Source organism: Motilimonas sp. 1_MG-2023, from assembly GCF_030547455.1.
In the GTDB taxonomy this organism is placed as follows: Bacteria; Pseudomonadota; Gammaproteobacteria; order Enterobacterales; family CBDFNC01; genus Motilimonas.
In genome coordinates, this window is record NZ_JAUOPX010000027.1 from 42,891 (window position 1) to 57,239 (window position 14,349).

At 43.4% G+C, this 14,349-nt stretch carries 14 protein-coding genes; 7 read left to right on the plus strand and 7 right to left on the minus strand.

Annotated features, from left to right (window positions below; translation table 11 throughout):
• Window positions 1-475: 475 nt before the first annotated feature.
• From rpmG to radC, 3 genes are all read right to left on the minus strand, one after another.
• On the minus strand, window positions 476-646 hold the full coding sequence (gene rpmG / locus Q4519_RS14270; RefSeq protein WP_232801664.1) for a 50S ribosomal protein L33: 171 nt from the start codon (window positions 644-646) through the stop codon (window positions 476-478).
• A 10-nt stretch (window positions 647-656) separates the two neighbouring features.
• Complete coding sequence (gene rpmB / locus Q4519_RS14275; RefSeq protein ID WP_232801663.1) at window positions 657-893, minus strand: 50S ribosomal protein L28; 237 nt, start codon at window positions 891-893, stop codon at window positions 657-659.
• 144 nt (window positions 894-1,037) lie between these two features.
• A complete protein-coding gene (radC, locus tag Q4519_RS14280) occupies window positions 1,038-1,712 on the minus strand; it encodes a DNA repair protein RadC (RefSeq protein ID WP_232801662.1) in 675 nt (224 codons plus the stop codon).
• Between the two features lie 132 nt (window positions 1,713-1,844).
• Here radC and coaBC point away from each other — a divergent pair, with 132 nt between their 5' ends.
• The 4 genes from coaBC (at window position 1,845) to mscS (ending at window position 5,231) form a co-directional block, all read left to right on the plus strand.
• Window positions 1,845-3,041 carry a bifunctional phosphopantothenoylcysteine decarboxylase/phosphopantothenate--cysteine ligase CoaBC gene (gene coaBC / locus Q4519_RS14285; protein WP_303513321.1) on the plus strand — a complete coding sequence of 399 codons (1,197 nt, stop codon included), beginning with the start codon at window positions 1,845-1,847 and terminating at the stop codon, window positions 3,039-3,041.
• 13 nt (window positions 3,042-3,054) lie between these two features.
• Window positions 3,055-3,510 (plus strand): dUTP diphosphatase, encoded by a 456-nt coding sequence (gene dut / locus Q4519_RS14290; RefSeq protein ID WP_232801660.1) that lies wholly within the window; start codon window positions 3,055-3,057, stop codon window positions 3,508-3,510.
• A gap of 82 nt (window positions 3,511-3,592) precedes the next feature.
• Entirely contained in the window at window positions 3,593-4,186 is a 594-nt protein-coding gene (gene slmA / locus Q4519_RS14295) for a nucleoid occlusion factor SlmA (protein WP_303513322.1), read from the plus strand.
• Between the two features lie 214 nt (window positions 4,187-4,400).
• Window positions 4,401-5,231 (plus strand): small-conductance mechanosensitive channel MscS, encoded by an 831-nt coding sequence (mscS, locus tag Q4519_RS14300; RefSeq protein WP_303513324.1) that lies wholly within the window; start codon window positions 4,401-4,403, stop codon window positions 5,229-5,231.
• A gap of 75 nt (window positions 5,232-5,306) precedes the next feature.
• On the opposite strand, the gene Q4519_RS14305 is transcribed toward mscS, so the two are convergent.
• Window positions 5,307-6,818 (minus strand): hypothetical protein, encoded by a 1,512-nt coding sequence (locus Q4519_RS14305; RefSeq protein ID WP_303513326.1) that lies wholly within the window; start codon window positions 6,816-6,818, stop codon window positions 5,307-5,309.
• Between the two features lie 343 nt (window positions 6,819-7,161).
• Window positions 7,162-7,410, minus strand: a complete 249-nt coding sequence (locus tag Q4519_RS14310) for a hypothetical protein (RefSeq protein WP_303513328.1) — start codon at window positions 7,408-7,410, stop codon at window positions 7,162-7,164.
• A gap of 497 nt (window positions 7,411-7,907) precedes the next feature.
• Between Q4519_RS14310 and Q4519_RS14315 the strand changes: the two genes are divergently transcribed.
• The 3 genes from Q4519_RS14315 to Q4519_RS14325 all read left to right on the plus strand — a co-directional run bounded on the left by Q4519_RS14315 (window position 7,908) and on the right by Q4519_RS14325 (window position 11,974).
• Entirely contained in the window at window positions 7,908-9,452 is a 1,545-nt protein-coding gene (locus Q4519_RS14315) for a hypothetical protein (protein WP_303513329.1), read from the plus strand.
• Between the two features lie 395 nt (window positions 9,453-9,847).
• A complete protein-coding gene (locus tag Q4519_RS14320; protein ID WP_303513333.1) occupies window positions 9,848-11,275 on the plus strand; it encodes a hypothetical protein in 1,428 nt (475 codons plus the stop codon).
• Window positions 11,276-11,596: 321 nt separating this feature from the next.
• Window positions 11,597-11,974, plus strand: coding sequence for a DUF2799 domain-containing protein (locus tag Q4519_RS14325; protein ID WP_303513335.1), 378 nt, complete (start codon window positions 11,597-11,599; stop codon window positions 11,972-11,974).
• Window positions 11,975-12,110: 136 nt separating this feature from the next.
• Here the strand turns inward: Q4519_RS14325 and Q4519_RS14330 are convergent, their stop codons facing one another.
• Together Q4519_RS14330 and Q4519_RS14335 are read right to left on the minus strand one after the other, a co-directional pair.
• Complete coding sequence (locus Q4519_RS14330) at window positions 12,111-13,508, minus strand: hypothetical protein (protein ID WP_303513338.1); 1,398 nt, start codon at window positions 13,506-13,508, stop codon at window positions 12,111-12,113.
• 84 nt (window positions 13,509-13,592) lie between these two features.
• Complete coding sequence (locus tag Q4519_RS14335) at window positions 13,593-14,234, minus strand: SMI1/KNR4 family protein (RefSeq protein WP_303513341.1); 642 nt, start codon at window positions 14,232-14,234, stop codon at window positions 13,593-13,595.
• Window positions 14,235-14,349 lie beyond the last annotated feature (115 nt).

A 14,349-nucleotide genomic window follows, 5' to 3' on the forward strand; every position in this document is an offset into this window, starting at 1 on the left:
TCATGAGGATAAATAGATCGCAGAAATGACCCCTCAGCTAGAGACGAGCAAAAAATAGTTCATGGCTCATGCTAAGTCGCAGGAGATCACCTCCAGAAATATTCTGAGTTTCTAGCATTAAGCACACCAATAAAATTTTTCGTGACCGACTGCAGCCATTGGCAAATGCGGATGATGCTTATAAGTCAGCTAGATCAACATGAGGTAGGGTTTATACCCAATCAACCTGGAGATGCTTGATTTCAGCAAGCGTTACAGGCGTTTAGGCAAGGCATTGATGCTGGTAATGGTTTTCCCCTTATCAAAATCACTTATTAGCGGTCATTTATTTTGGGAGGGACAGATCTTTAGCTAGGGAAATAATTGGCCTAATTAAGCCACTTAAACCAATCAACACTTGAAGCTGTGTGCTGAAAGAAATCTCGGATATAAAAAAGCCCAGCTAGGCTGGGCTTTTTAAAAAGAGAAGAATCAATTACTTGATCTTGCCTTCTTTGTACATTACGTGCTTGCGAACTACAGGATCAAACTTTTTGATCTCGAATTTCTCAGGCATGTTACGCTTGTTCTTGTCAGTCGTGTAGAAGTGACCAGTACCAGCGCTTGAGTTCAAACGAATTTTTTCGCGACCGCCTTTAGCTGCCATAATCTATCTCCTAAACCTTCTCACCACGGGCACGGATATCAGCTAATACTGTATCAATACCTTTCTTATCGATGATACGCATACCTTTAGTAGTAGTACGTAATTTTACAAAGCGGTTTTCGCTTTCAACCCAAAAACGGTGCGTTTGTAGGTTAGGTAGAAAACGGCGTCTTGTTCTGTTTTTCGCATGTGATACGTTGTTACCTACAGCTGGACGCTTACCGGTAACTTGACATACTCTTGACATGTCACTCTTCTCCAAATATAACTTTCTTGCTCGAGCAATATTAGTGCCTCGTGTGGCCGTCGCCCGAGGCACTACGAGGGCGCATTTTATACAGTAAAGCCCATATAAGATCAACACAATGTTCAAATCTGGTCGAATTTTCAGCTAAATCCACCCTCTTTCAGCAAAAGAAGCGGTTTCGCCGTCACCAACAACTAAATGATCTAATACTCTCACATCGATCAATGCGAGGGCTGCGACCAGCCTTTCGGTGATCCGTCGATCAGCCTGACTGGGCTCGCAAATTCCCGACGGGTGATTATGCACTAAAATAATCGCCGCTGCATTCGCTGTTAACACTTGTTCTACCACTGCACGCGGATAAACCGCTGCACAGTCGATGGAGCCATGAAATAACTCGACAAAATTGAGCACCCTATGCTGATTATCGAGCAATAAAGCAGCGAACACTTCATTTTTATAATCACGCATTTTCGCCATTAAATATTGCCGAGTGGCCTGTGGGCTGGTCAACGCGTCCTCTTTTTGCATTTTTTCTTCTAAATAGCGCCGACATATTTCAACCACGGCTTGCAGCTGCACATATTTTGCCGTTCCAAGTCCCTTGCCTTGGCAAAATACCCCTTGTTGAGCATTTAAAATTGCGCGCAGCGAGCCGAAATCATTCAGTAAATGGCGAGCTAACTGCACTGCATCAAGCCCAGCGCAGCCTGTACGTAAGAAAATCGCCAATAATTCAGCGTCCGACAACGCCTGCGCCCCTTTATCCAATAACTTCTCACGCGGCCGCTCGGCTGCGGGCCATTGTTTAATACCCATTTGCTCTCCCTGCACACTAAGGTGAACGAAATCACTAATCCCTTAAATCTAGTCGATGGCTATGATCCAAGTAGGGGAAATTGGCAATTAAGTTATGCTATCGTTGCGCTTTATTTTTTCTTGGGCTGAAACATGAACCTTCATAATAAAAATATTTTATTAGGCATTTGCGGCGGCATCGCCGCTTATAAGTGCGCAGAGCTGACACGTCGACTCAAAGATCATGGCGCCAATGTCCGTGTGGTCATGACCCAGTCGGCCAAGGCCTTTATTACACCGTTGACCATGCAGGCGGTCTCTGGCAACCCAGTGTCTGATAGCCTGCTGGATCCTGCTGCTGAAGCGGGCATGGGCCACATTGAACTAGCCAAGTGGGCCGATTTGATTTTAGTCGCCCCTGCCAGTGCCAACACCATTGCGCGTTTAACAGCTGGCATTGCCGATGATTTGCTATCTACTTTATGCCTTGCCACGCCTGCGCCCATTGCTATCGCCCCCGCAATGAACCAGCAAATGTATTTAGCACCAGCAACCCAAGCTAACCTAACCACTTTAAAACAGCGTGGCACGTTGATCTGGGGGCCTGCACAAGGTCAACAGGCGTGTGGTGATGTTGGCCCTGGCCGCATGTTAGAGCCGGATGAGCTTGTCCAACATTGCCAGCAGCAACTTAACCCAAACCAAGACTATGCTGGCATTCGTGTATTAATCACCGCAGGCCCAACTCGTGAGCCAATCGACCCAGTGCGTTATTTATCCAATCACAGCTCTGGCAAAATGGGCTATGCCTTAGCCCAAGCAGCGCAACAAGCCGGTGCGACAGTCACGTTAGTGTCAGGTCCTGTTAACCTAACGCCACCAGCAGGCGTAGCAGTGGTCAATGTGATGAGCGCCCTTGAAATGCACCGCGCCGCCACATCACGCAGTGCGCAGCACGATATATTTATCGGCTGTGCGGCTGTTGCCGACTATCGCCCAGAATCAGTAGCAGATAACAAAATCAAAAAAAGTAATGATGAGCTAGTCGTAAAAATGGTAAAAAACCCTGACATTTTGGCCGATATCGCTAATAGTGAGCCGCGACCATTTTGTGTTGGCTTTGCCGCCGAAACCCAAGATGTGGAACACTACGCCAAAGACAAACTGACACGCAAAAAGTTAGACCTAATTGCCGCTAATGATGTAGCCAAAGCTGGCCAAGGATTTAACACGGAGCAAAATAGTCTCACGGTATTTTCAAAAACAGACGCCATCCATATCCCATTAGCCAGTAAACTTGACGTGGCCAATGCGTTATTGAGTTTGGTTTTGATCCATTATAAAAAATAATAAGACAGCACAAATGAAACAAATAGAATTAAAAATACTCGACCCACGCATCGGTAATGAGTTTCCGTTACCTGCTTACGCTACGCCCGGCTCGGCAGGGATGGATTTACGCGCATGTTTGGACCAAGCGGTAACATTAGCGCCCGGTGATACGCAATTGTTGCCAACAGGGCTGGCAATCCACATTAACGACACCAGTCTTGCCGCCACCATTTTGCCGCGCTCAGGCCTAGGCCACAAACACGGCATTGTGCTTGGCAACCTGGTTGGGTTAATTGATTCTGATTACCAAGGACAACTAATGGTGTCGTGCTGGAATCGCGGTAAAACCACGTTTGTCATCGAGCCTGGCGAACGTATTGCACAACTCGTTTTTGTGCCTGTAGTGCAAGCACAGTTTGAAATAGTGGATGAATTTGCTAGCAGTGAACGCGGTGAAGGTGGTTTTGGCCACTCAGGCCGTCAATAAGCGTATTGCTTAAGGTTAATTACACACAAAATTGCATCGGTAAACACGCCTTTTAGGTAACAGTTTGGGTAAAGGAACATTCATGTCAGGAACCAGTAAAACCAACCGCAAAGAGCAAATCTTACAAGCGTTAGCACAAATGCTTGAAACAGCGCCGGGACAACGGATCACGACCGCTAAGCTCGCTAAAGCCGTTGGTGTATCAGAAGCGGCTTTGTACCGCCATTTTCCTAGCAAAGCGCGTATGTTTGAAGGCTTAATCGAGTTTATTGAAGAATCGCTGCTGTCGCGAATAAACCTGATCTTAGAAGAAGAAAAAGACACGTTTAATCGTATTCATCACATACTGCACTTGCTACTTAGTTTTACCGAACGTAACCCCGGCATCACTCGTATTTTAACTGGCGATGCTTTATTGGGCGAAAACGAACGCTTACGTGAGCGCATTCAAGTATTGTTTGAAAAGCTAGAGATACAGCTCAAGCAAGTATTACGAGAAAAACGTTTACGTGACGGTAAGGGCTTCAACTTAGATGAAGGTATGTTGGCCAACCTGCTGTTGGCATTTGCTGAAGGGAAAATAAACCAATACGTGCGCACTCAATTTAAACGCAAGCCCACCGCAGATTTCGATGAACAGTGGGGCTTTATTCGCAATCAGCTACTCAACAGTTAATACCGCTATACTTAGCGGAGGGGTAGCATTGACCTTATTTAACGCAAGGTACTGCATTACCTTGCGCTCACCGAATGATTAATCTGCTTCATAACAATTATAAAAAATGATTACCTTGGCAGAACTTGTTGCCTATTGTTTATATCATTTTTTGCGCTAATATACTGGCGAAAAATAAATCCCCAACCTTCTCCAAATTTAAGGAACCATTTAAATGGACGAAATCATAAAAGAGTCTGGCTCTTGGTTGCAAAACAACCAAGGTCTACTAATTGAATACGGTGTAAACATTGCCGCTGCGGTACTGATCTTATTCTTTGGTTTTATCGCCGCTAAAATGGTTGCTGGCGGCTTAGCTAAAGTAATGGGCTCTAAAGGCCTAGACAAAACAATTGTTGATTTTGTTGCTGGTTTAGTTCGTTACGGCATCATTGCATTTGTCATCGTCGCCGCCCTTGGCCGTGTTGGCGTACAAACCGCCTCGTTCGTTGCTATTATCGGTGCCGCCGGTTTAGCGATTGGTTTAGCACTACAAGGCTCACTGTCTAACTTTGCATCTGGCGTGCTACTTATCCTATTTCGCCCTTTCAAGGCGGGTGACTACGTTGAAATTGCAGGCACTGCAGGTTCGGTAGACTCAATCCAAATCTTCTCTACCGTATTAACAACACCAGATAACAAGGTTGTTGTTGTACCTAACGCTGCGGTATTTGGTGGCAACATTGTCAACTACTCGCGCCTGCCTACCCGCCGCGTAGATATGGTGATCGGCGTTAGCTACAAAGCTGACCTAAAACAAACACAAGAAGTGCTTACTCGTATTGTAACAGCGCATGAGAAAGTGCTTAAAGACCCCGCTCCAACCATTGAAGTGGTAGCACTAGCAGATTCGTCAGTGAACTTTGTGGTTCGCCCTTGGGTAAAAACAGCAGATTACTGGGGCGTTTACTTCGACCTACATAAGCAAATCAAAATTGGCTTGGACGAAGCAGGTATCGAAATTCCATTCCCACAAATGGATGTGCATTTAAATAAAGTGGCATAAACCACCCCATGCCTGAAATAACAAAGCCCACTAACGTGGGCTTTTTTGTATTTTGGGTTATGGCCGTAATCGACTTTACTGCTGTTTGTAGATCATTGCTGACGAAGTATCATCGGTATCATGGGTTAGCGGCCCATCGGTACGACCTGCCGCAATCAGTTTATCGTCGAGTAATCCAACACTGTTAATATAGGTATTTCTGGTACCAGCAATATTAACAAATGACTTGGGATCCAAAAGCTGACCTTGCGGTAATACTTTGTAGAAGCCATCACCAGCGCTGAGCCAGCTATTACTATCAACCTGAGTAAAACCATTAATACCATAGAGGTAAAGATCTTGGTTTAACCAACTAAGCCCGCGCAGTAAGTCTTCCTTATTCAGGTCGAGAAAGTCATGAATATAGGTACGGTCTGCTAAATTGACGCGATAAAAGCTGATATCCCATTCGGTGGTATAATTATTACCGCTAGGGAATTTATCTCGACGACTATTGGCGCCGACATATAAGGTATTAGCCTTAATCAACGCATCGGCAATAACGTCACTTTCACCACTGTCGAGCAGCGTTTCAAACTCTAGCTCACCCGCGAAGTTGTAGCGTTTCAGTACAATGTGCGTATCCAGCAGTCTATCTAGATCGGGAGTAAATTTAGTTCCAAATCGATGGTTATAAGCAGCTAATGAATTCATATTGCGACTGGACAAAGTAAAGATATGCCCTTGTTCATCAACAGCAATATGACTCAGGCCACCAAAGCTACCAACATAATAATCCCAAATAGAAACCACCTGACTCCATTGCTGAGCATAGTTTTCATCAAAAAGGCTCAATTTCAAGCCTTCGTAATTATACGAAACCAATAATTTTTCTTGTTGGCAATGTAGCTCCACATTACCAATATGACTGGAATAATTAATAAAATTAGTAAATGTTACTTTATGGTTCGGCGCTGGGGGACGGGTATTTTCTTTAAGGGTAAACTCGCTGACCAGATACTCCTCCTTAGTAAAAGGAGGGAGGTAATAGTTTTCAGAATAAGGGTCGGTTAACAAGGTTTTATGCACTAATTCACCCGCACGGGTGTACTTTTCTAGCTGAAGAGCAAACTCTTTCCCTTGTGAAGAATCAGCGCTATTTTCAACATACCTGGCTAGGCTATATTCACCCGAGTCATGGATACAAATATCTGCAAAACCCCCTGAAACGACCTCTTGCCTTAATACATTCTGCTCTTTATCCATTAAAGCAAAAAAGCCTTTACTATCTTTATAGTCATCTGAAGCAAGATATTGGCCTACGATGATTGACTGACCATCATTAAACTGCACCAATTTATTAATCGACGCATTTTTGCTCTTGCTAATATCACCAATTTTAACGAGTTGGTTATTGGTAAAGCCAGCATGCTCAATAAAACTAATTTTTGTTTCAATAGGAGGTTGCTCTGGGGTTGGGGTCACCGGAGCCGGTGTTGGCGTTGGCACGCTAGGCGGATCAGATGGTTTAGTCGGATCACTTCCCCCGCCGCCGCCACCACAAGCCGACAAAGCAAAGCACAGCGTTAATAAAAACAATGGTTTCATACTTCCCTCCACAATTTAATGCCAAACAGCTGGCATAATAATGATATTGATTATCAGTTGATAAATTTACCCAAAATGCTCATTAATTGATACTTTTTGCTCTCAATCTTACAATTTCGAACAAAAAATGTGGCTGGAAAACATCAGGCATAGCGCTTGAATCAGGTTACAAGATTTATCTGTTTGGCGCTTAACGGGGAGACTTAGATCGAACTGGACGAGCGGTATCAAGACTTGATGACAGCACCTTTGCTTTGACTGAATGCCATATCCTCGCTCATGTTTAAAATGACAAAGCCCACGCTTGTGAGCTTTTTGATATATTACAAGTTAACACATCGACCTAATGCACGCGAGATGGGCCATTTCGCACCAACTCTTTGCCATTTTCATACACATCTTGCGAAACCCAACGCCCTAACAACAGCTGATGTTGGCTATCGAGCACCGCAACAAAGGGTTTACCATCGGCATTACTCGTCGCTAACGCCACCCCTGCCACATCATTCAGCCCTAAGCTGCCACTTTCTACCGCTAGCAAAAACGCTTCTAACTCAGACAAGGTTTCAATCACATTTTGGTCATCAATCATTAAACTGCTCACTCTTTCGACTCGGCTCAATCGGCAACACTATACCGATAATAGGTAGGTTTAACAGACTACTGAAAATAATTTCATCTTTTATCCTGGTAATGACGCAGAGGTTTTTGTCGATACACAACTATTCACTATCGAGTTTACTCTGCTGTAAAGGCCCTCTTAAACAATGATTGTTGTCATTTATTCATACCTCATCTGCCATATTAGGAAGGCCCCATCATCGCCTAAAAATGCTCTCGAACGTTAATAAACGGGCCACCCCCTTTAGCGCAAATGTATAGCCGGTCCCAAATCTTCTCTAAGTGTTAACTTTTCATTAAAATTAAATTACTTAATTAGCAATAAACTTACTCTATTTTGAAGCCTTTCTAACTAGCACATAATGAAACATTTGCAAAACATATAATTCAAAACTACCCGAACGGGTAGTTTATGGCTTACACGATATTGATATATTATTGACAACAAAATCTCAACATGGATATATCATGAAACTAACAAAAATTGCGAGTGCAATCCTACTGAGCTCAGCCTTAGCCGCGTGCGGCGGTAATTCTTCGAAAAGTACAAATGATGGCAACCCAGTCATCACCCCTAGCATTACACCTTCCGAGGAGCCAGCACCGGTCACTAATCAAAATATTGATGGTCAACTTGTGGTCCCCGTGAGCTTGACAACTAGCGCTCGCGCAGCAATAAAGCCTATCCAATCTCGTGATACTTCGTGTCCAGATGTTCCTGACGGCTATATGCCACTTAATGGTGCCACTGTACAGTTAAGGGATGTGGCAGGGAATACAGTGAGTGAAGATGTCATTACTGATATTTGTGGTAAATTCGTTTTTGTTGTTCCCGACAGCTTAGTTAGTAGCATAGAAAAAGTTGTCGCAAACAAAGAAGGCTTCCGACAGCTAATAAGTGATGTTGAAAACTTCTTAGCCAGCAATGCTTCAAAAGTCGTTTCAACGGTTGAGAATGATGCAAAATTTGTACTATCTGGTTTTAGAAAAACCAGCAACAACAGCATTAACTTCATTATCACTGACTCAAAATCGAAAAAAGCCGTATTAGGCTTACCTACGTCATCGTTTCAGTTCTCTCTAGACTCACAAGCTATTGCGGCGAAAAAGATTACCGGCTCACAAAATATCGCTGGTGACTCAACATCACTTGCCATTACTCTAGATGCTAGCGGTTCAATGAGTGTTCCAGTACTTGATAGCAATGGTAATTTCATTCCGGCCTCCGATTCGAATCCTCATACGCGTTACAGCCTTGTCGCCTCCTCTACTCATCAATTGATTGATATGACCAAGGCTAACGATCCTGATGCAGAAATTGCGGTTACTCTCTTCTCAACGACTATTTATTCAATGACAGACAGCACCATCGCGCAATATTTACAACTATTCGATAACAATGATACAGAGATTCAGTATTCTATAAACAGTACCACTGGATTTGTAAAAGATGTCCCAACACTGCATACACTAATTGATCTATATAATCCGCATTCAGATATCTATGACCCATACTTTACGCCTGTAGCCAGCCGCCATCCTGACCGCACCGACAATATTCACCATGCAAGTTGGTATCCTTTTGGCGGTGGAACTGCATTTTACGACAGTATTGATGCGGCTATTACACAATTAGCTAATGCTAATGTGGCAAAACCAATGATCGTTGCGCTAACCGATGGCTCTGATAATAATTCAAGCAATAGTGCAGATGATATTATTGCGAAAGCTAACCAATATAACATTCCCGTTAATATTATTGCCGCTAGCGATTCGTTTGATCAAACCAGTGTGGATGCAATGAAAAAAATTGCGAGCAACACTGGCAGTGAATACTTTGATGTTACTAACCTCGCTGATTTAGGTGGCTTCTTGTCAGGCATTTCGACTCGGGTCACTTTTAACTACAATGCAGACTTTAATGAAACCTTCGCTTCAGGCCAAAAACTAACTATCAGCTTAACTGCTAGCGATGGCAGTGTTATAACTTATCCAGAGCAGGTTATCCCATAGTAAACAATAGCTTAGTCATGACAACAAGGAGAGCAAGTGCTCTCCTTGTTATTTTTTCAGGGGCTTTCAGATCATTATCGCGATACGCTTTTAAAGACTCAATTAACGTCGCCATTTTTAGCTTTTGGCTAGCAATTCAATCTCAGCTCTACTTAAGCTTATCGTGATCAAATTGTGTATATTTTTTTTACCGTAAAGTTGTTTTCAGAGATGACAACACAAAACGCATAGAGATATATCCAGCTCGCTTTCTTGGGAAGCATACTTGCCTTTTATATTAAGACCTCCATCTTATTCAATCAACTTACATATCAAAATGATTGTTTTTTGATATTTAAAAGGTAAGATTCTGTTTTTTTACATTTTTATGACGATTATTTTAAATGGAGTAACACATGAACCACAACTTAGTCTTTAGCACCTTAGCCTTATCTTTAGCGCTTACCGCCTGTGGCGGCGGAGGTGGTGGTGGTTCAAGTGCAACCGATTCAAACCAAGGCACTAAACCTCCCAGCGTCGCAACGCCAACACCGGTGCCAGATGTCACCCCAGTAAATAGCGTACAAGTAACAGTGATCGATGATTACCTACAAAACGCTCTAGTATGGTTAGATCTCAATGGCGACTTTATTTATCAAGCCGATGAGCCTTCAGCCACCACCAATGAAATGGGCCAAGCAACGCTAACCTACCCAGAGAATATTGACTGGACCGAATACCACCTTGTCGCCAAGGCCACTGCTGGTGCCACCATTGATACCCGTACTGGACAAGCCGTCACCCGTGATTATTACTTAACCACACCGAAACAAAAATCCGTCATCACACCACTCACCTCATTAGTGCAAGGTTATGTCGAGCAAGGTGAAACCTTAGAAAATGCTGAAAAGCTTATTTGCCAGCGCGTTAACGCTGAAAACTGCCGAATTTATGATGACTATATTGCCACCAAGGCGGATCAACTATTAGGCTACTCGCGTGCTTACATGCACATCATGCCCAATGGTAATAATAGCATCGATTTCGCAATAGCCCTTGATAATGCAGCCAGTGTCGATCTTGCCATGAATAATTGGCTGAAAGACAACAATCTCAACATTAATGGCGTCAACTGGGCAGCCCTTAACATTATACAAAACAGCCTTGACCAACTCGTTTTCAGTAGCCAGTTTAGTTCGGCATATAACAATGGTCGCAATATGGTGCTGTTACAGCTAGCAGGCGAGCTGCACAGTGCCGTTGCAGACAGCATTAAACTAGGCCTCAGACAAGACTGGCAAATCGCTGAGACGAACATCGGAACCTTTAACTGTACTAACGGCGGCACCCAAACTAACACCGGCGCAATCAATTCAGCAACCCAAGGTGGCGCAGGCGCGATTGTTGAGAAAGTCGTACAAAACAATTGCTCATTTTACCAAGGTGGCGAAGTGTTTAATTCAACTAAAGACTTCCAAAGCCAGTTAACTCGTAATGCACAAGGCAAGCTACTTAGCCAAACTAACACTTTATCGTTTACAAACAACTACACCGCAGGCCTAGCCGGTATTGCTAGCACACTCAAATTAACTGGTGAAGCAAACTATCAATCAGCAGGTGCTAACTACCAAACCAGCATCAATGGCTACGCTAAGCTGAGCTACAAAGGGGAAAATTATCATTTTTCATTCAGCAACCCTACAAACCAACCTTTAGTCATAAACGGCCAAATATCATCAGGGAAAATCATTATTCGTGAAAATAACCAAACCACCGAACTGATTATTAATGAATCAGGTTGGTGGCTTGATGGTGAAAAAGTGCATAGCCCAATCAGCTACTAATTCTAAAAAGCAGCCACTCCCGTTAGGCTTACCTAAGCTAACGGGATTCAACCTATAATGATAGAGCTAATGAGATTTGGCTTAACTAAAAGCCTTAAACGGCAAACCCCTCAAGTAATAAAGCATTAACTTAACTAATAAACAATGGGTTACACAGGCAACACCGTTTAAGCTAGAGCCCCTTCAAACAACTTATCACTTTGGACGATAACAGCTCTCCCTGCTAATATTGGATAAGCTCAAACGAATATTTATTCACTTGGCTGACAGTAACAATCAGTGGCTCGTGAGTTGAAAGAATACTAGCAATGGAGAGTCGTGATGAAGTCGTTATTAATAGTCTTGGTACTAGCATTACAAGTTGGCTGTGCATCATATGACACCATGGAACAGCAACCTGAAATGAATAACCCACAAGCATGGCACGCTTATGGCGAAGAGCATGCAAATAAAGGCTTTATTCAACATTCAAAACAGGGCTTAGCAAAAAAATGGGGCGTTAGTATTAATACCCTAAATAACCAAGCGTTCAATGCTTATAACAAAGGCTACATGATTGGTAAAAAACAGTACTGCAGTCAAAATGCGACATGGTTGGGTGCAACTGGCCAAATCTATCGCGGTATCTGTGACGACATAGACCCTTTCTATCGCCAGGACTATATGAATGGCTTACGGTCTCATCTAGGTAGAATGTAACCCCTAGTTTAAATTCACTTATTACCTAAAAACACACAAGACTTAAACAAAAATCGGCCTCAGGCATAACCTGAGGCCGATAATGCAGGAAATATCAACTCGTCGACTTTTTCATTAACCGAATAGCCGAGCTAACTTATTCTTGTGCATACTCTTTAACTTGATAACGTTGACCAGCAATTTCGGTCCACCAGCCATATTGGTCAACTTCATAAACGGTTTCAACGGTGTTTTCAAAAACAGAGACTGAGCCAGAAGTAAACCGATGTTTGCCTGTTACAGGGTGAGGATATGGGTAATATAAGGTATCGGTATCTTTGCCTATTTTAAACAGATAAAGTTGGCCGTTGACGGTCAGTTTAATGATCCCTGTTGATCTAGCAGCAAAGTTTTTGTTGGCAGCATTATAGCTTGCTACGCTTTGGGCTTTAGCTTCTGTAGTGAAATCAACTCCTTCCGCGTAAGCATTGCTAGCAAGGTTATAATCGACTTGACCCGATTGCTTGAGTAAATCACCACCAAAAGCGCTATTTTGATAAGTACCTTTGTACTCAATCATGCCATTTTGCACCATGTCACGCTCTAAATACGATAAGGTACATTTATCAAATACTTCCGCGCCTGTTACCACAACCCCATCGACAGTATTAGGCACCTCACCCACTTGAAACGCTTTACCTGTGCTACCCGATTTTGCGCACGGAACTGAAATAGAAGTGCTTTGACGATTTAAGCCCATCTCTACCGCGGCAGTGGCTAATCTCTCTAAGCTGGCAGATAGCGTTACTAAGGCGATATCACGATTAGCTAAGTAATCTTCCGCCATCGCCGTATTCACTTGTGCGATACCGGCTTGGTCTAATACCACGTCAACTAGTTGCCAGTTAATACTGTCACTGTCTAATTGGTTGTCTAGCTGCCATTGAGCGAGGGCGTCATCAATTTGTTGTGCGTTATCAAGCGCTAAACTAAAGCTCACTTCACTGCTAGCGCCACTGGGCATAATATTCATGTAAGCGCGGGCATGGCCCAATTGCACATGGTCTTTATCAGCCACATAATCTTTAAATAAATCACATTGGTTTTGCCCTAAACGCTGACAAACCAAAGCTACCGCATCATCCAACAGCTGGCCTTGGTCAACATAACCTTGGGTCAAACTGGTTAATGGCGTGATCACGTTTTTCCCTTTTGGGGTGGTGAGGTAATAATCGCGCGTTACGGTTTTGCCGGTGCGCATATCCACGGTTTCACCGGCGATGGCTTTGGCCACTAAGTGATAGTCGTTAACGCTGTATTGTTCGGAGTAATCAAGGGTAGCGACCCCATTCGCGTTAGTTCTTACCGATGGCTCGTTGGCATCAAATAAAAAGTCGCCGTCTAAATCCATCCATACCAAAGCATTGCTTAAATAATCACCAACAACCGTTACATTCGTGCGTAAAGTGTTCGCTGGCGGCTCGATTGTTGGCGCAACCGTTGGGGTAATGGCTCGCTCAGCACTGCTGCCGCTAGGTGAGCCCCACCGCCACAACCGACTAAACCAGTAGCCAGCAATAGCGCAATGGGGGTTAACTTAAACGCCATACTATTTTCTTATAAAATATAGATAGCAAGATTACGGCTGGCCTTGCTCTTTAACTTGGTATTGCTCACGCATTTTTTTATGCTGCTTTAAAAAATTGTTTCTGCGCCATTCATAGTCGGCTTCATCAGTAATAACATCTTTAATCGATTCCAAGTATTCATCCACATTCAGCTCTTTTTCATAAGGGATTTTATCTAAAAATGCCTCAAAGCTATGGGCTAACAGGCAGTAGCGCTTATTAAGCCAGTAATAAATACCGCCCGCCCCCTCGCCTTTTACCTTCATTAAAAAAATATTATTGGCATGACCGTCGGCGATAGGAATGTAGTCAGGGTCTAGCCCGTAATCCAAGGTATATTCGCTATATTGCTCATTAAGGGAGTTGCGATCCCGTAATCCATTGCTGGGTTTTCCTGTCTCACGAAACGATGCAGCATAAAATACTCCTAGGCTTACACCACCTGTTTCATAAGGCATGTCACTAAAGTTATTTCCGTCTGGATCGGTTAACGGGACAGTTGCGGGGCTCAGATACGCAGCACCAAAGCGCAATAGAAAAGCCTTATAAGCATCTGGCAGGCTAGTGCCAATACGCTTCTCAAACTCTGCAATATATGTTTCATCAATAACATGACAAAAACTGGTAATTTCAAATTTAGTCACATCTAACACTCGTCTTCTCCTGTTTCTTCTAGTTGGTAATTACTATCTTTTTCAAAGTTGCAATTATCACTGAGCTGTTTGTAAATTGATTGGCTGCAAGAATGAAATGCTCCTGCATGGCCTC